Raw genomic sequence first — 21,785 nt, 5'->3', positions numbered from 1 at the left:
TTTCCCCGTCAACGGTGCAGCCACATGCGCAACGCGGAAATCAACTGCTCCGTATCGACAGGCTTCGCGAGATAATCGGATGCGCCGGCTTCGAGACATTTCTCGCGGTCACCCTTCATTGCCTTTGCAGTGAGCGCGATGATAGGCAATCGCTGGTTCTTCTCGCTGCTTCGAATTTTCTGCATCGTCTGATAACCGTCCATCTCCGGCATCATGATATCCATCAAGACGATCGAAACATCGGTCGTGCTCAAGGTTTCGATCGCTTCCAAGCCGGTTGTCGCCGTCAGAACTTCCATACCGCGACGTTCGAGGAGACTGCTCAACGCGAATATGTTTCGCGCATCGTCGTCAACCAGAAGAACCTTGCGTCCGATCAGATAGTCGTCTGTATCGTGCAGCCGAGACAATAGTTCCTGCTTCTCGGCCGGAAGTTCGGTAACGACACGGTGCAGGAATAGCGCGGTCTCGTCGAGAAGACGCTCGGGGGATTCCACACCCTTGACTACGATCGTACGGGCGTATTGCCGGATCTGCAAGTTCTCCTCGCTCGACAGCTCGCGTCCGGTAAACACAATGACGGGGATATCCCGCATCGCATCTTGACGGCTCATGTGTTCGAGGATTTCGAAGCCCGACATGTCGGGAAGTTTGAGGTCGAGAACGACGCAGTCCACGTTCTCTCTTTTCAGAATTTCGAAGGCGGAATTCCCGCTCGATGCTGTCAAGATTTCGACGTCATTGTCTTCGAGCAGCGCCGAAACGCTCAACAGCTCGGAAGCGTCGTCTTCGATGATCAGCAATTTCTTGGTTCTGGAAGCTGAGAAGGTACCGATCTTTCGTAACGCCGCTTTCAGCTGCTCGGTCTGCAATGGCTTCGTAAGGAACGAATATGCGCCGCGCGCCAATCCGTGATGACGATCGTCGTCGAGCGTGAGGACCTGAACCGGAATGTGCCGGGTGAGCGGGTTGTGCTTGAGCTGACTGAGAACCGACCAGCCGAGCACGTCCGGAAGATGGATATCGAGTGAAATGGCGGTCGGATTGAAATCGGTCGCGAGCGTCATGGCATCGATGCCGCGTTGAGAAACGATGCCCTTGAATCCGGTCTCGTGCGCGGCGTCGAGCAGTATCCGCGCAAAGTTCGGATCGTCCTCGACAATGAGAAGAACCTGATCGCCGGCCGCGATGTTGTCGCGATCGTCTTCGATCGGTGGCGGCAGCGGGCCTGCGAGTGACATTGGGACGGGCACTGGAGCAACCGAATCCGGCTTGGTCCGAACCTCGCTCGCCAGCATCGCGTAGCGTAGCGGCAGATAAAGCGTGAACACGCTGCCCACTCCGGGTTCGCTTCGGAGCTGAATCTCGCCGCCGAGAAGATGGGCGAGTTCGCGGCTGATCGCGAGACCCAGCCCGGTACCGCCGTATTTTCGGCTCGTACTCGCATCGGCCTGTTGAAACGCTTCAAAGATGAGCTTCTGTTTGTCGGCAGGAATGCCGATGCCTGAGTCTTGCACCTCGAACGCCACGATGGTCTGCGCGGCCGAGAGGATCGGATGATCGGGCCCCCACTTTCCGGTCGCAGGCTTGACGGTCAGCCGAACGTGGCCCTCGCGCGTGAACTTGAACGCGTTCGACAGCAGGTTCTTCAGAACCTGCTGTAGGCGCTTCGAGTCCGTAAAAATCGATTTCCCGAGATCGGCGTTGAAGATGACCTGGAATTCGAGCGCGCGCCGTTCCGCCTCGTGACGGAATGGCCGGGCGACGGCTTCGATCAGGCCGTTGAACGAAATCTCTTCGGCGTCGACCGACACCGTTCCGGATTCGATCTTCGAAAGATCGAGAATGTCGCTGATCAAATTTAGAAGATCCGTGCCGGCGCCATGAATTGTCCGCGCGAACTCGACCTGCCTGTCGGAGAGGTTGCCGTCGGGATTGTCCGTCAGTTGCTGCCCAAGAATAAGAATGCTGTTGAGTGGCGTCCGAAGCTCGTGAGACATGTTCGCGAGGAACTCGGATTTGTACCGCGAAGTGAGCGCGAGCTCAGCGGCCTTCTCTTCGACGGCGCGGCGGGCCTGATCGATTTCTTCGTTCTTGCGTTCGACTTCGACGTTGCGTTCGGCGAGCTGCTGGGCCTTCTGCGCCAGCTCCTCGTTCGTTTTCTGCATCGCCTTCTGCTGGTCTTGAAGCTCGGCTGCGAGCTGTTGCGACTGCATGAGCAGGCTTTCCGTTTGCATCGTCGCTTCGATACTATTCAGAACGACGCCGATGCTGACCGATAGCTGTTCGAGGAACATCAGCTGCGCCGGTTCGAAATTCTGCAGCGAGCTCAGCGAAATGACGGCCTTGATCTGATCTTCGAACGTAATCGGATGTACGATGACGCTGCGGGGAGGGGCCTTGAACACAACGGCGTCGATGCTGGCCGTCGGCTCCGGAATGTCCGTCAGGACGCGGCGCTTCTTCTCGATCGCACATTGTCCGATAAGGCTCGAACCAAGCTCGAGCCTCTCGGGATATCGAACGTCCACATCGTCGGCATACTTCGCGAGAATCTTGAGCTCGCTTCGTGTAGCATCGAACTGATAGATCACGCCCTGATGCGCATTTATCAGGGGCACAAGCTCCGACAGCAGCTTTCTCGCGACGGTGATGACGTCGCGCTGCCCCTGCAGCATGCTCGTGAACCGGGCGAGGTTTGTGTTTAGCCAGTCCTGTTCGGTGTTGAGCTGCGTGGTCAAACGCAGATTTCCGATCATCGTATTGATGTAGTCTTTGAGCTCGGCCACCTCGCCGCGCGCGTCGACTTGAATGGAGCGCGTCAAGTCGCCTTTCGTCACTGCCGTTGTCACTTCTGCGATCGCGCGAACCTGCGTCGTGAGGTTTGCTGCAAGCAGGTTGACGTTGCCGGTGAGATCTTTCCACGTACCAGCGGCGCCCGGAACGTTCGCCTGGCCGCCGAGCCGCCCTTCGACACCGACTTCGCGCGCGACTGTCGTCACCTGATCCGCGAAGAGCGCCAGAGTGTCCGTCATGTCGTTGATCGTCTCGGCGAGTGCCGCGACTTCGCCCTTGGACTTGACGGTCAGCTTCGGCTTGAGGTCGCCGTTGGCAACTGCGGTCACGACTTTCACGATGCCGCGAACCTGCTCCGTCAAGTTCGCCGCCATGACGTTGACGGTGTCGGTCAAGTCCTTCCACGTGCCGCCGACGCCGGGCACTGTGGCTTGACCGCCGAGGCGGCCTTCCGTGCCGACTTCGCGCGCAACGCGCGTCACTTCCGAAGCAAAGCCGTTGAGCTGATCGACCATCGTGTTGATGGTATTTTTGAGTTCGAGAATTTCGCCTTTGACGTCGACGGTGATCTTGCGCGAAAGGTCGCCGCGCGCCACGGCGGTCGTCACTTCGGCGATATTTCGAACCTGTGTCGTCAGGTTTGCGGCGAGCAGGTTGACGTTGTCGGTGAGGTCTTTCCAGGTACCGCCGACGCCGGGCACGACGGCTTGGCCGCCGAGACGGCCTTCGGTGCCGACCTCGCGCGCAACGCGCGTCACCTCGGCCGCGAACGAGCGAAGCTGCTCGACCATCGTGTTCAACGTTTCTTTGAGCAGCAAAATCTCGCCGCGCACGTCGACGGTGATTTTTTTCGAAAGGTCGCCGCTCGCGATGGCCGTCGCCACTTCCGCGATGTTTCGAACCTGTGCCGTCAGGTTGCCGGCCATGAAGTTGACGTTGTCGGTGAGGTCCTTCCACGTACCGGCGACGCCCGACACCTGCGCCTGGCCGCCGAGCTTGCCTTCGGTGCCGACCTCGCGCGCGACGCGCGTCACTTCGGAAGCGAAGGCATTGAGCTGATCGACCATCGTGTTGATGGTGTTCTTGAGTTCGAGAATTTCGCCTTTGACGTCGACGGTGATCTTGCGCGAAAGGTCGCCGCGCGCGACGGCCGTCGTCACCTCGGCGATATTGCGAACCTGACCCGTCAGGTTGCCAGCCATCGAGTTGACGTTGTCGGTCAAGTCTTTCCACGTTCCCGCGACACCCGGTACGGTCGCCTGTCCGCCGAGTTTGCCTTCGGTGCCGACTTCGCGCGCAACGCGCGTCACTTCCGAGGCGAAGCCATTGAGCTGATCGACCATCGTGTTGATGGTCTCTTTCAGTTCCAACACCTCGCCGCGAACGTCGACGTCGATCTTCTTCGACAAGTCACCGCTCGCAATGGCCGTCGAAACCTCGGCGATATTTCGAACCTGCGTCGTGAGGTTCGAAGCCATGGAGTTGACGCTGTCGGTCAAATCTTTCCACGTACCGGCGACGCCCGACACCTGCGCCTGTCCGCCGAGCTTGCCTTCGGTGCCGACCTCGCGCGCAACGCGCGTCACTTCGGAAGCAAACGCATTGAGCTGGTCGACCATCGTATTGATGGTTTCCTTCAACTGCCGGATTTCACCCGACACGTTGACGGTGATCTTCTTCGACAAGTCGCCACGCGCGATGGCCGTCGCGACCTCGGCGATATTGCGAACCTGTCCGGTCAGGTTGCCGGCCATCGAGTTGACGTTGTCGGTGAGGTCCTTCCACGTACCGGCGACGCCTGGCACGGTCGCTTGACCGCCGAGGCGGCCTTCCGTGCCGACTTCGCGCGCAACGCGCGTCACTTCCGAAGCAAAGCCGTTGAGCTGATCGACCATCGTGTTGATGGTGTTTTTGAGTTCGAGAATTTCGCCTTTGACGTCGACGGTGATCTTGCGCGAAAGGTCGCCGCGCGCGACGGCGGTCGTCACTTCGGCGATATTTCGAACCTGTGTCGTCAGGTTTGCGGCGAGCAGGTTGACGTTGTCGGTGAGGTCTTTCCAGGTACCGCCGACGCCGGGCACGACGGCTTGGCCGCCGAGACGGCCTTCGGTGCCGACCTCGCGCGCAACGCGCGTCACCTCGGCCGCGAACGAGCGAAGCTGCTCGACCATCGTGTTGATGGCTTCCTTCAGCTGCAGGATCTCGCCGCGCACGTCGACCGTGATCTTCTTCGACAAGTCGCCGTTCGCGACCGCGATCGTAACGTCTGCAATGTTGCGGACCTGAGCGGTCAGGTTCGAGGCCATCGAGTTGACGCTCTCCGTCAGGTCTTTCCAGACGCCGGTGACCTCACGGATCTGCGCCTGTCCTCCGAGCTTGCCTTCCGTGCCGACTTCGCGCGCAACGCGCGTCACTTCGGATGTGAAGACCGAGAGCTGCTTGATCATCGTATTGACGATCGTCGCCGAACGCAGGAATTCGCCCCTGAGAGGACGCCCGTCCACGTCGAGACGCATCGGCTGCAAGAGGTTGCCCTGCGCCACGGCTTCGATCGTGCGCGTCACTTCGGTCGTCGGCTGCAGCAGGTCATCGATGAGCGAATTGACCGACTGCTCCATCTCGCCCCAGGCGCCATGCGCGAGACCGAGCCTCACGCGCTCGTTCGTCAGACCGTCCTTGCCGACGACTTGGCCCACACGCTGAAGCTGGTTGGCCATGCGCTGGTTGGTAATAATAATGTCGTTGACCGTGTCGGCGATTTTTCCGGGGAGACCGTCCCAATCGCCGCGCATGCGGACGCTGAAGTCGCCAGCTTTAACCGCTTGAAGTGTCTGCAGCATCTCGAACAGAATGCTGCCCGGCCCCGAAGTTGTGCGGTCGGACCCAACGGCGACGATCTGCTCCGACATATACAACTCCCCTCACGTCGCAATTAACCCAACACAACGCCCGGCGCCGAGAAATAGTTCCCAGCACCCCAGTCAGCAGGAGTTCGGGCTGTTGAGGCTCGTTTTCCGTCTTTTTATTCGGCGCGAGCCCCCTTTGGGCGCGGGTGCCGTGGTCTCAGCGACTGGTCGAAGTTTTGAACGGCTCGTGGCCGTGATCTTCGCTTGCTGGCCGCCCCGTCATCTCCTCGAGCAACCGGCTGCGGGCCCGATTGACGCGGCTCTTCATCGTACCGACCGCGCAACCACAGACCCTCGCAGCGTCTTCATAGGAAAATCCTTCCGCTGTGATCAGCAGTAATGCCTCGCGATGATCGGCCGTCAATCGCATCAGGGCTTTCTGCATATCGTCGAATTCGAGGTGGGTAAGTTGCGTGGCGGGAACGCTGGCGTTCATGGCCGCGTGATCTTCGTCGAGCTCTTCGCGCTGCGATTTGCGGTAATGCGTGAAGTATGTGTTGCGAAGGATGGTGAAGAGCCAAGCCTTCAAGTTGGAATCGGGCACGAACGAGTCTTTGTGCGTCCAGGCCTTCAAAAGCGTTTCCTGCACCAGGTCGTTCGAGAGCTGCGCATCGCCGCTGAGCGAATGAGCGAAGGCCCGGAGATTTGGGATCGCCTGTATAAGGGCGTCGCCGAAGCTTGGAGTTTCTGTCACTCTGACTGCTCCTTGCTCTCGAGCTGGCGAACGAGATCGAGAAGGTCGTCTGGCACAGGTTCCTGAGCGATGATGTCGTACATGGCTCGCATGCGCTGCCCAATCAGCTGCGCTGCGAAGCCTGGAAGCCGCGGAACTGCGGGCCGTGCAACATCGAGTTCCGGATGGCGCTCGGAATTCGGAAATTCATCTTCGGTCCGCGCGCTATCATCAGGCGTGTCGAGGCGCTGCTGCATGATAGCTATTTGCCCTTGAAGTTCATGATTGGCCCCGATTGGGACAAACTCCTCTAAGAAGGTTCTGTTGTGGGGCTCGTGTGTCGAACGTGGCGCGACAGAATTTGTTCCTGAGGGGGAACCATCCCGATTGATCCCGCGTTGGTGTTACGGTGTATATTGGCCGCCATACAGAAACACGCGGTGGAGCTGGCGGTTCCAGAGAGATGAAAAAAGCTCTTCTGGCTAATTCGGGAGGCTCAGGAATTATGTCGATTGCCCAGACGATCCGCGTGCATTTGCCGTATCTTCGGCGGTTCGCGCGTACGCTGACAGGCGCTCAGCAAACGGGCGACGCTTACGTTGCCACGCTGCTTGAAAGCTTGGTTTCCACGCCGTCCGATTTTCCGACGAACATGCCGCCGCGCATGGCGCTCTATCACATGTTTTTGCGGGTATGGAATTCTGTCCGTTTGGACGGACAAGGCTCGGAGGACGGCCCGAATTCTCTCGGCGCCGCCCAGCGGCGCATAAATTCCATAAGCTCGCTGCCGCGGCAGGCCTTCCTGCTGGTCGCGGTCGAAGGTTTCACGTCCTCTGAGACGGCTGGAATATTGGAAGTCGGCGAGCCGGAAGTTGAAAAGCTGCTCGAGATCGCGGGGCAGGAAATCGCTCATCAGGTGGCGACGAACGTCCTGATCATCGAGGATGAGCTGCTGATCGCCATGGATCTCGAAACGATCGTGACGAGCCTCGGTCACACCGTGCAGGACGTCGCGACGACGAAGAATGAGGCGCTCGCCGCGGTCAAACGTCAGATGCCGGGGCTGATCCTCGCCGACGTCAAGCTTGCCGACGGCAGCAGCGGACTCGAGGCTGCCAAAGAGATCGTCGCCGAGCGCGAAGTGCCGATTATTTTCATTACGGCCTACCCCGAGAAGGTCCTGACGGGCGAACGGCCCGAGCCGACATTTCTGATTTCAAAGCCATTCCAGCGGGACACGGTCATGGCCATCATCAGCCAGGCGCTGTTTTTCGATACCAAAGCCCATCCGAGAACCGCGGCCGCTTAGAATGATTTGGGCGACCCGTGCAGGGGCCCTCCCTGCTGGGCGTGTCGTCCGCCGCCGCCGGCCGTCGGCCTGGGAAACTTCCTTGTAATAAAGTAACACGGTTGTGAACGCAGCCACCTGCGTTTCTTCGGTATGAGCGTAGGGCAAAAAAGAGAAGGGAGTTACGTCAAATGAAATTCGCACAGGGCCTCGTGATCGCTGGTGCGGTTGCGGGAATGCTAGTCGCTGCTCCGCAGGCCTTCGCCGCAAGCCTCGCGGTGGGCAAGAAACTCGAACTCAAAGTCGACCCGAAGAAAATGAACGACGAGCGGACGAGGCTCTGGGCTCAGTTCGGCAGCTGGTGCGGGATCAAGGATTGGCATCCCGCAATCGCGAGCTGCGAGGAAGTCACCGAAGGTGACGCGAAATTCCGCATTTTGACTCTCAAGGACGGCGGCAAGATCAAGGAAAAGCTTCTAGACGAGAAGCCGAACTTCTATCGCTACGAGATCATCGAAAGCCCGTTGCCCGTCAAAAACTATCAGGCGCAGTTCGCGCTGACGCCCGACGATGACGACGAGGACGAGATTAACTTCGCCTGGTCCGCGGTGTTCGACGCCGACGGCAAGCCCGATGCGGAAGCCAAGGGTGTCATCGAGGGCATCTTCAAGGCCGGATTGGACAACATCAAAGCGACGGCCGGCGCCAAGCACGGCGACTGATCGCCGGAGGCAATCGCGAAGCTATCGTGCTGACGCTGAGAGCACGCAAAAAGGCGCCGGTCGATCCGGCGCCTTTTTTTGTTCACGTCTTCAGCGTCTCGATTGCGAGGCGGATGAGATCGGCGGTGCGGTCGACGCCGAGCTTCACTTTCATCTGCGTGCAGATATTGGCGACCGTCTTGTACGCGATGCCCAGATTGTCGGAAATCGCCGTCATGCTCTTGCCTTGCCCGAGCATTCTCAGGATTTCGACTTCGCGTGTCGAAAGCGACTGCAATGGATCGTCGGATGAAATCTGGCTGACCGCAATGCGAGACGCGAGATCGCGGTCGATGTATTGCTCGCCCGCGCGGATCTTGCGAATGCCGGTGATCAGTTCCTCGACAGGCGCGCTCTTGCTGACATAGCCACGTGCCCCGCCGCGTAGCGCCCGAACGGCGTAGATCGGTTCGTGATGCATACTGAAAACGACGACGCGCGCCGAACTGTCCGCCGCCACGATCCGCCTCAGGACTTCGAGCCCGCCTGCACCTTCAAGGTTGAGATCGAGCACGACAATGTCCGGACGCTCGGCCGCGTAAACAGCGAGCGCATCCTCAAGGCCTGACGTTTCGATGACGGTTGCTTCGAAATGGACGACGAAGAGCTTCCTCAAACCTTCGCGAACAACGCCGTGATCGTCAACAATGAGGATTTTCATGCCGCGCTCTCAGATAGGGGTTCTTGCCGCGCGGCACTGCCGGTCGAGGCGGGGAGGGGGAGTTCAACAATCAACATGACACCTTTACCTTCTTCACGATCGGCAATGCTGAGCCGCCCATCGAGCGAGGCAACGCGCTCTCGCATTCCGGGAAGCCCGAAGCCTCGTGTTCCCTTCGCAGTAATTCCAGAGCCGTCATCGGTGACGACGATACGCAACATTCCGTTGTCCGTTCGCCGCGCGGCGAGCCCGATCGACGTGGGTTGCCCGTGGCGAACGGCATTGCTCGTACCTTCTTGCAGAACGCGAAATGCCGTGTCCTCGATGGCAGTCGGATATCGCGCGTCTTCAATATCCATGCGAAATTCGATCCGAGGACGCCGCGCCTTCCAGAAGGCGACGAGGTTCTCCACCGCGTGCGTCAGCCCCTGATCGATCAGGAGCGCCGGCCTTAGGCGGCTGAGGACACCCCGCAAATGCACCTGCATATGCTGGACGGATTGCCGGATAGCCTTGCTGCGATCCACGGCCTCATCCGCCTCGCCCCGCGATACGAGAAGAGGTATCGCCTGCGCGTCGACGTCGGCCGCGAACAGAAATGGCCCGATCTCGTCGTGGAGATCACGGGCGATCTCCGAGCGCTCTTCTTCCTGGACTGTCGACAGCTGTTCGTTGAGTCGTTGGTTCTGCTGTTCTGAGTCCCGCAGCTGTCCGGCCATGCGATTGAACGCGCGATAGATGAGCTTCAGATCCTCTGGGCCGTCTTCCGAGACGTGCGCCGTATAATCTCCCTCGCCCACGCGATCGAGTGCTGAGGAAAGCTGCTCGAGAGGCCTCAGCGCCCGCCCTAGTGAGGCGTAGATGAGGGCCAGAACGATAAAGCAGAAGCTCCCGATGATCGCGAACTTGAGTTTGAGATCTTCCCAAACCTCGCCGACCTCGTTGTGAGAGTCTGCAGCGATCGCGATCGTTCCGAATTGCTTCAGTTCACCGGGCATGTCGAACAAGCGCGCGCGGGGTGAGCCGGATAGCAGCCAATAAAGCCATCTGGGCGGAGGATCTGAAGGTGGCTGAAGGCTCGAAGCGCTGGTGACCTTTCCATCAGGAGAGATAAGGCGCGCGGAGAGGTGACGATCGCCGTCAAACGACGAAATGAGCCTGCGTACTTGAGAGAGAGCGTCGGCGCTGGGGCCTATCGTCGACAGCGCATCGCTCACGGCGCTCGAGCCGACGTCGATCGCCGACGACATCTCGAGATCAACCTTCCTCAACCCGTGCCAATAGGTGAGCGCTCCTCCGGCGATAAGGCAAAACGCCAAGACGAGGGCGACAAGCGCGAGAAGACGACGTCTGAGAGGCATCCGAAAAATCGCTAGGAGCTGTGTAATATTATAACTTTGAGCCACACGGCATTTGCCGTCAAGCCACACATATATAGGGAAAAATTCCCGAACCGGCTCGCTGGCAGAGAACGTGCATCCATTGTGAGGATTGGCACGCGAAATCGCATCCGAGACCGGGAACGTATCGTTTTATGTCACCGTATTTTAAATCTTATGTCTCGAATTTGAACCGCGTGCGCCTCGCGGAGCTTATCGATCATCATATTGCGCGAGTTCGCCATGCCAAGGTGCGGCTTTCGATCGTGAACAATTCCCCGCGTAACCTGCCGCGCACCGGCAACGATTGCGAAACACCAGCTACCGAAACCGACACGCAGGCGTCGTTAACGACGTTGCCTTAACCGCGCTGTCCGAGCAGCTTCGGAATCCTCAGCGGCAGCCGTGTCCGTCGGAACGAGGCCTCTTCGTAAAAGTCGAGCACCGCCTCGGTCATCGCAGCAACCGTGAATGTCTGCTCGACCTTTGCTCTGACGCGGCTCGCGCGTTCTGCGGCGGCGGCGAGATCGCCGAGCGTATCGGTGAGAGCGATCGCGAGCGCATCGACGCTTCCGGCTTCGATCAGCCCCGTATCCGTGCCGGCGACAATCTCGGGAATGCCGCCGACGTTTGTCGCGATCAGAGGAAGTCCAGCCGCCGACGCTTCAAGCACGACGTAGGGGAAGCTCTCCGCAAGCGAAGGGACGACCATGACGCGGCCGAGTTTGAACGCCTCGCGCGCGGGCATGGCGCCGGCGAAACGCACGATGTCATCCAGCCCGAGGCTCGACGCCAAGCTGCGAAGCGCCTCGCCGTCCGGCCCCGAGCCGACGATCGTCGCGGTGACGGCGCGTGAAGGCTTGAGCTTCGCGATCGCCTTGAGAAGAATGTCGACGCCCTTGATCTGACGAAGCTCGCCGATGAAAAGTACGTCCGTCGCGTCGGCGCGCGTTGCGGCGCGTTCGAAATCCCGACTTCCTAAACCGTTCGGAATGACGCGCCGGGGTGCGCCCGTCGTCCCGACGTGGGCGGCGTATTTGTCGGCCGCGTACTGGCTTTCGAAGATGAGGCCGGTCGTCAAGGCATCAAGGCTGCGCTCGACGGAGAGGAGAACCTTGCTTTCGAGCGCGCCGGGTTTGAAATTCAAGCTACCGCCGTGCGGTGTGTAGAACGACTTCACATCGCTCCCGGTAACGGAAAGGCCGTAGCAAGCAAGGCGCGCATAGGCGCCGCCCTTTGCGCCATGACCGTGCACGATGTCGAGATCGAGTGAGCCCGCATGCCGGAAAGCGGCGTGAACGGCCGCGAAATCTCCCAGACCCGGCATGCGCTTCATCGGAATGCGCGAAATGCCGAGCGTTAGCTTCGGAGCAAGAGCGGCGAACCTTCCCGACGTCAGATGGTCTTCAGCTGTGTTGCCGGCGAGAATGCCGACATCGTGACCGCGGTTCGCCTGTTCCTCGGCAAGGTCGAGAACATGCCGAAAGAGGCCGCCGACGGGCGCCCGGAGACAGTGAAGGATCCGCATCTTTTCTCAACTCGACGATGTGTGGGGGAACGGCGGGTAAAGGAATGGACAGATCAGAAGAACCTCTCGAACACGTAAACGGTGTCGCTCGGCTTCACGAGATAGTCGACTGGCACGTCGAGTTCCTGAACGAAGCCGTTCTGCCGCCGCTTGATGCGGAAGCTGCGATCGCTGGCGCGCTCGGTGTAGCCGCCTGCAATCGCGACGGCAGTTTCGACGGTCATCCCGGAAACGTAGGGATACTGACCCGCGCTCTTGACTTCTCCGAGGATGAAAAAGGGCCGGTTCTGCTGAATATCGACGTTGACTTGCGGATCTTTGACGAACTCGGTGCCGAGCCGTGAGCGTATGAGTTTTTGCAGTTCGTAAGTTGTCTTTCCGCGAGCGCCGATATTGCCGATCAACGGCACGGAAATCTTGCCCTCTTGATCGACGATGTAGAGGCGGGAGAGATTGGGCTGGCCATAAACGAAGATGCGAAGCCGGTCGCCGGTATCGAGCCGGTACGGCCCCTCGTTGTCATCGGCAGCAACCGTAAAGACAGCTGGCCTGCCCCAGGCGACGGACTCGGCCGAAGCCGGGACGACCGGAACCGGATATCCGTCCGCAACGGGTCCGCTATCGCCGCCAATCCGGGTGTTGAGGTGCGCGAGGTCCTGATCGGGCGCACACGCCCCGGCAAAGACCGACAGAGCGGCGGCACAAAACGAGATCAGGCGGACTGACATCAGCAACTTTCCGAGGCAAATGAACACCCGGAACATTAGGTCCGCGAGGTTAACAAAACCTAAGAACGTGTATTTTTTCGGTGCGCTTAAGCAGTTGCTAACCTCGGCGACGGCTTACTCTAGCTGCGCTGAAACCCTTGACCGAGCACCACATATGCCGCCGCGAGCCCCCGCTTCGCCCGACGAAATTCAAATGTCGACAGTCTTCGACGCCTTGAAGCGGAAAGGCCGATGGCTCGTGCCGTTGTCCCTCGCACTCGGCGGCGTCACGTTTGTCGTGCTGATGATGATGGCGCCGCGATATCAAAGCGAAGCTGAGCTTGCCATCGTCGCCAAAGGCGCATCGAGCACATTTTCCGATCCGCGCAGCGCGGCCCAAGGTCCCGATCTGGTCACGACGCGGATGGATAAGGAAGCCATCAACACCCACGTCCGCGCTTTGCAATCGTCCGATCTGATGCTGCAGATCGCCAACGATTTGAAACTCGGTGAGCGGCGCGAATTCAACAGCGCGCTGGGTCCCGTCGATCAGCTCGACGCCGCGCTCCGCATGATCGGCATTGGCGGTCCGCGCAGCGGCGAAAGCGAACGCGATCGCGTCATGTCGGCCTTCCGCAGCCGCCTCGAAGTCTACACAGCGAAAGAAAGCCGCTTCATCGGCATCCGCATGACGTCGATTGATGCGGAGCTCGCGTCGAAAATCGCCAACGCGATGGCCGAGAATTATCGCGCCTCCCTCGCCGAGCAGGGCGTGACCGAAATCGATGATCTTCAGACTGTCCTGAAAGGCAAGATCGATAAGCTCGCAGCCGAATTAGCGACGGCCGAGACTGAGATCGACCGCTATCGCGGCAAGATCGACGGCTTCCGCGGTGGCGCGCAGAACACCGGCCTTAACGAACAGCAGATGTCGGACCTCACTGCCGAACTGTCGCGCGCCAAGGCGGCGCGTGGTGAGGCAGAGGCCCGTGCCGCATCCGCACGCGAGATGATGAAGGCAGGCACGGCCGACGCCCTGGCCGATGTGCAGAAGTCGCCGTTGATCCAGAATCTCGTGCAGCAGCGCGTCCGCATCGAGCGCCAGATCTCTGAACTTTCTGCGACCTTGCTTCCAGCCCATCCGCGGATGCGCCAGCTCAATGCCGATCTCGCAGGGCTGAAGCTTCAGATCGATTCCGAAATTTCCAAGATCGTCTCGAGCCTGGAAAAGGAAGCGAAGGTCGCGCAGGGCCGCGAAAGCAGCATTGCGCAGAGCCTCGCAGATATCAAAAATCGCGTTGTGACGAATGCGCCGGAAGAGGCTCAGCTGCGGCAACTCGAGGCCAACGCAAAAGCCAAGAGAACCGAGCTCGAAAATCTCCAGGCCCAACTCGAGGCCAATCGCAAGAAACTCGATACGCGCGCTCAGCCGGTCGAAGCGCAGATAATTTCCAAGGCGCAGGCCGAGAGCGTCCCGATCTTCCCGAAAAAGTTCCAGCTTTCCGCATTGGTGGCGTTCGCGTCCCTGATGTTCGGAACTGCCTGGATCGTCATGGGATCGCTGTTCCATAGCGTGCCGCCGCAGGGATACCGGAAGCGTAACGCCTCGGATCGTCGCCGTTCCGAACCCCCGCTGCTGCGAGAAGAGCCGCTCGTCATTGAAATGCCGGAGACCGATCCGGAGCCTGAGCCCGCAATCGTGGCCGCGCCAGCTCATGCCGCAGTTGCCGGCACGACGTCTGAGCCCGCTGCAAAGGAAGCATCGTGCGCGGCTTTCAACGACGGCGAGATGGAAGAATTGGCCGGGCGTCTCAAAGCGCGACGGAGCGTCGGAGGCGGCTTCCGCACGCTGATCACTGGCGAGACAGACGACATCGTTCCCTATGCCGAAGCGACCGAGCTAGTGAAGGCGCTGGCGAAAAGCGGCGTTCAGCCGATCCTCGTCGACTGGAGCCCGAGCGGCGAAGGCTTTGCTCGTGACGCAGGCCTCGACATGAAAGCCGGCCTCAATGATTTGCTGACCGGTCGCGCTGGGTTTGAGGACATCATCCAACGTCTTCCGGGTACGACCGCGCACGCCGTCGCGAGCGGTCGAGCCGTGAGCGAAGACGAAAGCGAATTCGACGTCGATCGCTTGAATCTCGTGCTCGACGCGTTAGACGAGGCTTACGATCACATCGTCGTAGTCGGACGTCACGATGAGGCGCGCAGACTTTTTGAAGGCATAGAAGGCCGCTTCGATGCGGGAATTACCGTCGCGTCCTCCTTGCGGAAAACGGCCGACCCCGAAGATCGTGACGGCACGTTCCTCGGCTTCGAAGTCGCCGAAATCGACGTCATTCGTTACGAGCGGCGCGAGGCCGTTGCGCCGGCGCTCATGCAACGCTTGGCGCGTGTCACGCAGAACCAAGCAGTAGTCGCGCGTCAGGCGTAGCGTTAGTCAATCGAGTTTGAGTAGGGGCGTATGGGGCGCAGAACGAACGAGTTTTTGAAAGCGACCCTTGCTGCACTCCACTATTCGGGGGCGGCCAATCTCGCAGCCCGTAATATTCCCAAAGCCGGCGTCATTCTGATGCTTCATCATGTGACGCCGGAGAAGCCGCGAGGCTTCGAGCCGAACGGCATCCTGAAAGTTACGCCGGAATTCCTTGATGCCGTGATCGACACCGTGCGCGGCGAGGGCTTCGAGATTATCGGGCTCGATGATGTCAAGGCGCGGCTCGAGAACGGTCGATCGGCTCGAAAGCCGTTTGCTGTTTTCACGCTTGACGACGGCTACAAGGATAATCTGGATTTCGCCTACCCCATCTTCAAGCGCCACGACGCCCCCTTCACGATCTATGTGCCCACGGCCTATGCGGATGGTGAGGGCGATCTCTGGTGGCTGGTGCTCGAGGAAGCGCTGAGGCGGCTTCCGAACCTGAAAGTCGATCGCGACGGCGGCCCACAGATTTACTCAGCTGGGACGGATGCTGAAAAGACGGCCGCGTTCGAAGACATCTACTGGTGGCTGCGCCGGATGCCGGAGGCGCGTGCGCGCGCCATTACCCGCAAACTCGCATCTGAAGCGGGCTTCGATCCGCTGGCACTCTGCCGAAAACTCGTCATGAACTGGGACGAGATCCGCGCGCTCGCACGCGATCCGCTGGTCACGATTGCCGCCCACACGTGCAACCACTTCGCGCTTGCCAAATTGCCATTGTCCGAGGCGACGCGTGAAATTGCCGGCAGCGTGGCGCGCGTAAGCGAAGAGCTCGGCCAACCTTGCCGGCACTTCAGTTATCCCTACGGCGACGAAGGAAGCGCGGGCGAGAGAGAATTCGAAATCGCCCGAAATCTTGGGATCGAAACCGCCGTCACGACACGCAAGGGCCTCGTCGCCAAATCCAATGTTTCGACGATGACGGCGCTGCCGCGTCTTTCCCTCAACGGGGATTTTCAGGATCAGCGATCGGTCAAGGTGTTGCTTTCCGGTCTGCCCTTCGCGCTCCGGAACGGCATTAAGCGCGCGCTGTCTCCACTGCGGCGCGGCGGCCCCGCAACGTCACGCGTCGGGGCGCTGCATCCAGGCGATGAGCCAACCGGCGGGTAGAACCCAGAGAAGCCCGGCGACGACGTAGTAAATGAGTTCCACGGTCGTGCTGACATTGCGGACTTGTAAGACGACCGCGACTGCGACTGCCAAGACCGCATAGGCGGTGATCAGCACCAATAGCGCAACCGTACCCACGAGTTTCCTTTTGCGTTGCGTCATCTGTTTTGAAATAGCCCCTGAACCCTGGATTTCCATTCTGCCGCGCCTCATGGGCGCATTTGCCCTGTGCGCATGAAGGAGTATCACACGCCCTTCAAGACGGCCCGAGGATATGTCCGAGCAATGACGACTGCGCAACTTTCTGTAAAACGAGAAGCCGCTGCAACGCTCGGACGGAATTCCGGCAATCGCGCTGTGTCGCTTTGGCTGTGGTTCGTCGCTTTGCTCGTTTTCGCGATGGTCGTCGTCGGCGGCGCGACGCGGCTGACGGAGAGCGGATTATCGATCACGGAATGGCAGCCGCTTCTTGGCGCGTTCCCGCCGCTTACCGAAGCCGACTGGATGACGGCCTTCGAGAAATACAAGCTGATCCCTCAGTACACGGCCTTGAACCACGGGATGTCGCTCGAGGACTTCAAATTCATTTATTGGTGGGAGTGGGGTCACAGGCTTCTTGGCCGCCTCATCGGCGTCGTTTTCGCTTTGCCGCTCGTATTCTTCTGGTGGACCGGCCGGCTCGATCGCGGCACCGGAATGAAGTTCCTCGGTATCCTCGCGCTCGGCGCGCTTCAAGGCGCCATCGGCTGGTACATGGTGAAGTCGGGTCTGAGCGACCGCATCGAAGTCAGTCAGTATCGTCTCGCCTTGCATCTCACGACGGCCTTCATGATCCTGGGCCTGCTTGTCTGGCTGGCGCTCGATGAGTGGCCGGCAGAGCCGTATGTCACCGGTGAAATTGCAACGCCGCTCATAAAGCGGATGGCTTCGATCATCGTCGCCGCTGTTCTCGTGCAAGTGGTTCTCGGAGCGTTCGTCGCGGGCCTCAGAGCCGGGCTCATCTACAATACGTGGCCGACGATGGACGGTCAGTGGTTCCCGAGCGATTATTGGCTCAACCCCGCTTACCTGAGCTTTTTTGAAGGCCACGCCGCCGCGCAGTTCAACCACCGCATGGTGGCCTACATCGTCGCCGCGCTCGTGCTGGTGCAAGTCTGGCTGACCTACCGGACGCCGGTCGACGACCGCATTCGCCTCAGCGCGCTTTGGCTCGGCGGCGCGGTCGTCCTCCAGGCTGTGCTCGGCATCGCGACGCTTCTCGCACACGTGCCGCTTCATCTCGGCCTGTTGCATCAGGCTGGCGGAGCGGTCGTGCTCGCGCTAGCGGTCGTGCACCTTTATGCGACGCGGCGAGCGGGAATAGTGCCGCGCGATTTCTCTAGTCGAGGCCGAGCATCAGCTTGATGTTCTGAACCGCGGCGCCGGCGGCTCCCTTGCCGAGATTGTCGAGCCGCGCGACGAGCACGGCCTGATTGAGTTCGGGCTTGCCGAAGACGAAGATTTCGAGCCGGTCGGTGCCGTTCAAGGCTTCCGCTTCGAGCCGCCCGGCTTTTGCCGCGGCTCCAGTGACGACGCTGACGAGTTCCGCCGATTTATAGTAATCGCCGAGCACGGCTTCGATATCGGCGAGGCTCGGGCGGCCGCTCAGGGTGTCGAGGTGCAGCGGTACGGACACGAGCATTCCCTGCCGGAAATTGCCGACGCTCGGCACGAAAATGGGCCGGCGCGTCAAGCCGGAATACTTTTGCAACTCCGGCACGTGCTTGTGCTCGAGGCCGAGGCCATAAAGCTCGAACGCGGGCGCGGTTCCAGCCTCGTAAGCCTCGATCATGCTGCGCCCGCCGCCCGAATATCCCGACACGGCGTTGACGGTGATGGGGCAATCCGGCTCGACGATGCCCGCTTCGACGAGGGGCCGAATGAGCGCAATCCCGCCCGTCGGATAGCATCCGGGGTTCGCGACGCGACCCGCGGTTCTGATGGCATCGGCCTGTCCAGGCGTCATTTCGGCGAAGCCATAGACCCAGCCGTCGGCAACGCGGTGAGCGGTCGAAGCGTCGACGATCTTGGGAGCGTTCGCGCCAAGCTCGTCGGCGAGCGCCACGGTTTCCCGCGCCGCGTCGTCCGGTAGACAAAGCACGACGAGATCGACGTTGCTCAGCATTTCGGCGCGGGCGGCGCGGTCCTTCCGCTTCGCCGGATCGATGCTCTTGACCTCGATCGGAGCGACGCCGGCGAGTCGCTCGCGGATCTCAAGACCAGTGGTGCCCGCTTCGCCGTCGATGAACACGGAAGCAAGTTTGGTTTTCGCCGTCGTCATGGTCATTGCACTAACCGCCAAACAAGAGGCCAAGCCGGTGCTTGATGCCCTGGATGATCGTTTCCGAGCAGCCAACGCCGTAGGCCTCGCAGAAGATGCGATGACTATCGCGATAGATCATATCGGCCGCCACATAGAGAATGATAAGGAGCCCAACCCAGGCGATCCAGGGATACTTGGCGAGAAGCTTGGCGATAAACGTCGAGGCGACGGCCATCAGGATGATGGCGAAAGCGAGTCCGATGACCAGGACCAGCGTGGATTCGCCCGCCGCACCGGCCACCGCCAGCACGTTGTCGAGCGACATCGAGAGGTCGGCCAGGATGATCGTCCAAAGCGCACTCCAGAACGTCGTCTCGTTGGGATGAGGGGCATTGGAGGCGAGGTTCTTTTCCACCTCATGGATCGAGTGCGTATCCGCCTCGACGATCTGCTTGTACATTTTCCAGCAGACGAAGAGGAGCAGGATGCCGCCGGCCAGCGTCAGGCCGATCACCTGCAGCATCTGTTGTGCGATGCTCGAGAAGATGATCCTGAGGACGACCGCTCCGAGAATGCCCCAGAAGATCACCTTGGCCCGCATGGACTTTTCCACGCGCGATGCCGCCATGCCGACTACGATGGCATTGTCGCCCGCGAGCGTCAGGTCGATCATCAGAATGTTGAAGAGCGCGACGGCATGCGTACGCCACCAATGAGGCGATACGAGATAGCCGATGTCCGTAACAAGTGTCGAAAACAGCTCATGCAAGCCGTTCAGCAGCCAATCCATCGTATCCCAAATCCCTCAGAGCCACGGCCAAGCCGCGCTGGCACATGGAGCGGTATGTGGCACCGGGGCGGCAGGTCCGCAACCCGTCTGCAACAGGAAATGAAACAGCCCGCCGGTTGGGCGGGCTGTTTTTTGTCTCAGGTGTCCGGAGCGGCTTAGCGCTTCGAGAACTGGAACGACTTGCGCGCCTTGACCTTGCCGTACTTCTTACGTTCGACGACGCGGCTATCGCGGGTCAGGAAGCCCTGCTTTTTCAGGGCGCCACGGAGGTCCGGCTCATAATAGGTGAGCGCCTTCGAGATGCCGTGACGAACCGCACCGGCCTGACCCGAAAGTCCACCGCCGGCAACCGAAATACGAATGTCGTATTGCGTCGAGCGGTTGGCGAGGTTGAGCGGCTGCTGCAAAAGCATCTGCAGCACGGGACGGGCAAAATAAGCCTTGAAGTCCTTGTTGTTGACCGTGATGAGGCCCTTGCCGGGCTTCAGCCAGACGCGGGCAACAGCGTTCTTCCGCTTGCCGGTTGCGTAAGCACGGCCAAGCTTGTCGAGCTTCTGCGTCCGGACAGGCGCTGCCGCCTGCGGCTCGGCGCCCTTGACGGTGGCAAGATCGGCCAGGGTCTTTGTTTCAGTAGCCATGGATCTCAGACCCTCACATTCTTACGGTTAAGCTTCGCGACATCGAGCTTTTCCGGGTTCTGCGCTTCGTGCGGATGCGCGCCGCCCTTATAAACTCTGAGGTTGCGCATGATCTCACGGTGCAAAGGACCGCGTGCGAGCATGCGCTCGACGGCCTTTTCGAGGATCCGCTCGGGATGCTTGCTGTCGAAGATCTGGCGCGGCGTGCGCTCTTTGATGCCGCCCGGATAGCCGGTGTGCCGGTAGTAGACTTTGTCTTCGCGCTTGGCGCCGGTGAAGACGACCTTCTCGGCGTTGATGACGACGATGTTGTCGCCGCAGTCAACGTGAGGCGTGTAGATCGGTTTGTGCTTGCCCTTGAGGCGCGTCGCGATGAGAGCAGCAAGTCGGCCGACAACGAGCCCTTCGGCGTCGATGAGAACCCACTTCTTCTCCACCGTGGCCGGCTTGGCGACATAGGTAGACATTATTGAAGCTCCTTGGCGGATGGCTGCGCACGCTTCAAACGTCTACTGCGCGCTGCATTCCGAGAAGCGGCGTGAATACGCGAAAACACGAGCGCGTTGCAAGGGGAATTTCCATGTGCCAGGAAAATCATTCAGAAACAATGGGTTAGGCGCTGCGGTAGTATAATACCGCTTTGTGGTATTATTATACCGTCAAGGCCACGGCGATGTTATATTTCCCGTACCCAACACAAACGCATGGTGTTAACCTATGAATCGGTGGGCACCTCAGCCGCATGGGCGGCATCCGGGCAGGGAAAGTCGAATGACTGTTTGCATTGCGGCCGCTTGTATGGACGCCAACGGGCACGCGATCGTGCTTTGCACTGATGGCAAAGGAAGTACCCCATTTGGCTCAAAGGAATGGATGCTAAAGATACGCGCTATCCGTCCGGGTTGGCGATTTCTGACGGCGGGCAATGACGACGACATCATCCCAGTTCTCCATCTCTTGAGGAACAAATTTCGCTCTCTTCAAAATATTGATGAAACAAACATTGTCAGCGCGGTCACGTCAGTCTTGGCCGAGCGAAAGCAGCAGAAAGCCGACGATTACACGCTGCGAAAGTGGGGAATGACTTTTGCCGACTTCCGCAAAGCGAAGGCAGAGTTTCCTGAAGAGGAATATCGAAGCGACATTGCATCTGTGGGACTAATCAGCGTCGGGGTTGATGGCATCGTCGCAGGCTTCGACGCACACGGGTTCCCACTTATCGTTCAAGCTCACGGCGATCACGGGGTCCAGATAAAAGAGGACTTCGCCGTCTCGGGGTCTGGTTCGTATTTGGCGGCGTACGGCCTCTTGCACCGCGACCACTATGATGTCTTCCCTCTACAAAGCACGATCTATTGCGTTTACGAGGCGAAACGCTACGCGGAAAGAGTTTCGACTGTCGGCAAGACGACCTATCTCAGCATTATGAGGCCGGGAAATAGGTTCGAGTTGTTAACTCGAAGTGGCGAGAGTTACCTTAACGGCCAATTCGAAAAGTACGGACCGCACACGCTTCTGAAAAATGAGATCGCGTTGCCTGACGGCGCGCTGAGCGTTGTCGAAAGCAAAATCGAGTCGGCCTGAAAGGCGCTATTTTTTATCTTTGGTGCGAACAGCAGCCTTAGCCGAAGCTGCAATTTTCCTGATTGCCGCTTCGAAGTGTTTGCCACTCAGTTCGGCACCGCTCTGCTTCGCGGCCTCTTTGAATATCCGCTCTTGCTCTTCTCGGCTTCGCTCTGGTTCTTTGCGTTTGGGCATCGACGA

The 21,785-nt window shown here is 59.8% G+C and carries 20 protein-coding genes; 7 read left to right on the top strand and 13 right to left on the bottom strand.

What is annotated here, in order from left to right:
* Positions 1–8: 8 nt before the first annotated feature.
* The 3 genes from AACL53_RS10975 to AACL53_RS10965 form a co-directional block, all read right to left on the bottom strand.
* A complete protein-coding gene (locus tag AACL53_RS10975) occupies positions 9–5,705 on the bottom strand; it encodes a HAMP domain-containing protein (RefSeq protein WP_339084537.1) in 5,697 nt (1,898 codons plus the stop codon).
* A 154-nt stretch (positions 5,706–5,859) separates the two neighbouring features.
* Positions 5,860–6,396, bottom strand: coding sequence for a sigma-70 family RNA polymerase sigma factor (locus tag AACL53_RS10970; RefSeq protein WP_339084536.1), 537 nt, complete (start codon positions 6,394–6,396; stop codon positions 5,860–5,862).
* On the bottom strand, positions 6,393–6,632 hold the full coding sequence (locus AACL53_RS10965) for a NepR family anti-sigma factor (RefSeq protein ID WP_339084535.1): 240 nt from the start codon (positions 6,630–6,632) through the stop codon (positions 6,393–6,395). Before AACL53_RS10965 ends, AACL53_RS10970 begins: the two co-directional genes overlap by 4 nt.
* A gap of 248 nt (positions 6,633–6,880) precedes the next feature.
* On the opposite strand from AACL53_RS10965, the gene AACL53_RS10960 reads away from it, so the two are divergent.
* Positions 6,881–7,684 carry a response regulator gene (locus AACL53_RS10960; protein ID WP_339084534.1) on the top strand — a complete coding sequence of 268 codons (804 nt, stop codon included), beginning with the start codon at positions 6,881–6,883 and terminating at the stop codon, positions 7,682–7,684.
* 170 nt (positions 7,685–7,854) lie between these two features.
* Positions 7,855–8,385 (top strand): SRPBCC family protein, encoded by a 531-nt coding sequence (locus tag AACL53_RS10955; protein WP_339084533.1) that lies wholly within the window; start codon positions 7,855–7,857, stop codon positions 8,383–8,385.
* An 82-nt stretch (positions 8,386–8,467) separates the two neighbouring features.
* Here the strand turns inward: AACL53_RS10955 and AACL53_RS10950 are convergent, their stop codons facing one another.
* Positions 8,468–9,085 (bottom strand): response regulator transcription factor, encoded by a 618-nt coding sequence (locus AACL53_RS10950; protein ID WP_339084532.1) that lies wholly within the window; start codon positions 9,083–9,085, stop codon positions 8,468–8,470.
* Positions 9,082–10,446 carry a histidine kinase gene (locus AACL53_RS10945; protein WP_339084531.1) on the bottom strand — a complete coding sequence of 455 codons (1,365 nt, stop codon included), beginning with the start codon at positions 10,444–10,446 and terminating at the stop codon, positions 9,082–9,084. The genes AACL53_RS10950 and AACL53_RS10945 overlap by 4 nt, the downstream gene beginning before the upstream one ends.
* A gap of 173 nt (positions 10,447–10,619) precedes the next feature.
* Here AACL53_RS10945 and AACL53_RS10940 point away from each other — a divergent pair, with 173 nt between their 5' ends.
* The gene (locus tag AACL53_RS10940) at positions 10,620–10,829 is read left to right on the top strand and encodes a hypothetical protein (protein WP_339084530.1); all 210 of its coding nucleotides are present in this window, start codon (positions 10,620–10,622) and stop codon (positions 10,827–10,829) included.
* Here the strand turns inward: AACL53_RS10940 and AACL53_RS10935 are convergent.
* Both AACL53_RS10935 and AACL53_RS10930 read right to left on the bottom strand, forming a co-directional pair.
* Positions 10,826–11,992, bottom strand: a complete 1,167-nt coding sequence (locus tag AACL53_RS10935) for a glycosyltransferase family 4 protein (RefSeq protein ID WP_339084529.1) — start codon at positions 11,990–11,992, stop codon at positions 10,826–10,828. The genes AACL53_RS10940 and AACL53_RS10935 overlap by 4 nt on opposite strands.
* Positions 11,993–12,045: 53 nt before the next feature.
* Positions 12,046–12,720, bottom strand: a complete 675-nt coding sequence (locus tag AACL53_RS10930; protein ID WP_339084528.1) for a polysaccharide biosynthesis/export family protein — start codon at positions 12,718–12,720, stop codon at positions 12,046–12,048.
* A 193-nt stretch (positions 12,721–12,913) separates the two neighbouring features.
* Between AACL53_RS10930 and AACL53_RS10925 the strand changes: the two genes are divergently transcribed.
* Together AACL53_RS10925 and AACL53_RS10920 are read left to right on the top strand one after the other, a co-directional pair.
* A complete protein-coding gene (locus tag AACL53_RS10925) occupies positions 12,914–15,133 on the top strand; it encodes an exopolysaccharide transport family protein (RefSeq protein ID WP_339084527.1) in 2,220 nt (739 codons plus the stop codon).
* 30 nt (positions 15,134–15,163) lie between these two features.
* Positions 15,164–16,291, top strand: a complete 1,128-nt coding sequence (locus AACL53_RS10920; RefSeq protein WP_339084526.1) for a polysaccharide deacetylase family protein — start codon at positions 15,164–15,166, stop codon at positions 16,289–16,291.
* On the opposite strand, the gene AACL53_RS10915 is transcribed toward AACL53_RS10920, so the two are convergent.
* Positions 16,244–16,453, bottom strand: coding sequence for a DUF2842 domain-containing protein (locus AACL53_RS10915; RefSeq protein WP_339084525.1), 210 nt, complete (start codon positions 16,451–16,453; stop codon positions 16,244–16,246). The genes AACL53_RS10920 and AACL53_RS10915 overlap by 48 nt on opposite strands.
* 123 nt (positions 16,454–16,576) lie before the next feature.
* Here AACL53_RS10915 and AACL53_RS10910 point away from each other — a divergent pair, with 123 nt between their 5' ends.
* Positions 16,577–17,695, top strand: coding sequence for a COX15/CtaA family protein (locus tag AACL53_RS10910; RefSeq protein WP_339084524.1), 1,119 nt, complete (start codon positions 16,577–16,579; stop codon positions 17,693–17,695).
* Here AACL53_RS10910 and argC read toward each other — a convergent pair.
* From argC to rplM, 4 genes are all read right to left on the bottom strand, one after another.
* The gene (gene argC / locus AACL53_RS10905; protein ID WP_339084523.1) at positions 17,670–18,617 is read right to left on the bottom strand and encodes an N-acetyl-gamma-glutamyl-phosphate reductase; all 948 of its coding nucleotides are present in this window, start codon (positions 18,615–18,617) and stop codon (positions 17,670–17,672) included. The genes AACL53_RS10910 and argC overlap by 26 nt on opposite strands.
* Positions 18,618–18,621: 4 nt before the next feature.
* On the bottom strand, positions 18,622–19,383 hold the full coding sequence (locus AACL53_RS10900; protein WP_339084522.1) for a TerC family protein: 762 nt from the start codon (positions 19,381–19,383) through the stop codon (positions 18,622–18,624).
* Between the two features lie 155 nt (positions 19,384–19,538).
* Positions 19,539–20,021 carry a 30S ribosomal protein S9 gene (gene rpsI / locus AACL53_RS10895; protein WP_339084521.1) on the bottom strand — a complete coding sequence of 161 codons (483 nt, stop codon included), beginning with the start codon at positions 20,019–20,021 and terminating at the stop codon, positions 19,539–19,541.
* 5 nt (positions 20,022–20,026) lie between these two features.
* Positions 20,027–20,488, bottom strand: a complete 462-nt coding sequence (gene rplM / locus AACL53_RS10890) for a 50S ribosomal protein L13 (protein ID WP_339084520.1) — start codon at positions 20,486–20,488, stop codon at positions 20,027–20,029.
* A 406-nt stretch (positions 20,489–20,894) separates the two neighbouring features.
* Here rplM and AACL53_RS10885 point away from each other — a divergent pair, with 406 nt between their 5' ends.
* Positions 20,895–21,605 (top strand): hypothetical protein, encoded by a 711-nt coding sequence (locus AACL53_RS10885; RefSeq protein ID WP_339084519.1) that lies wholly within the window; start codon positions 20,895–20,897, stop codon positions 21,603–21,605.
* A gap of 6 nt (positions 21,606–21,611) precedes the next feature.
* Here AACL53_RS10885 and AACL53_RS10880 read toward each other — a convergent pair whose 3' ends face one another.
* Positions 21,612–21,779 carry a hypothetical protein gene (locus AACL53_RS10880; RefSeq protein ID WP_339084518.1) on the bottom strand — a complete coding sequence of 56 codons (168 nt, stop codon included), beginning with the start codon at positions 21,777–21,779 and terminating at the stop codon, positions 21,612–21,614.
* Positions 21,780–21,785 lie beyond the last annotated feature (6 nt).

This window comes from Hyphomicrobium sp. ghe19 (assembly GCF_902712875.1).
Classification (GTDB): domain Bacteria; phylum Pseudomonadota; class Alphaproteobacteria; order Rhizobiales; family Hyphomicrobiaceae; genus Hyphomicrobium_B.
The sequence above is the reverse complement of the archived record's forward strand: the minus strand, read 5'-3'. Positions and strand labels throughout refer to the sequence as shown.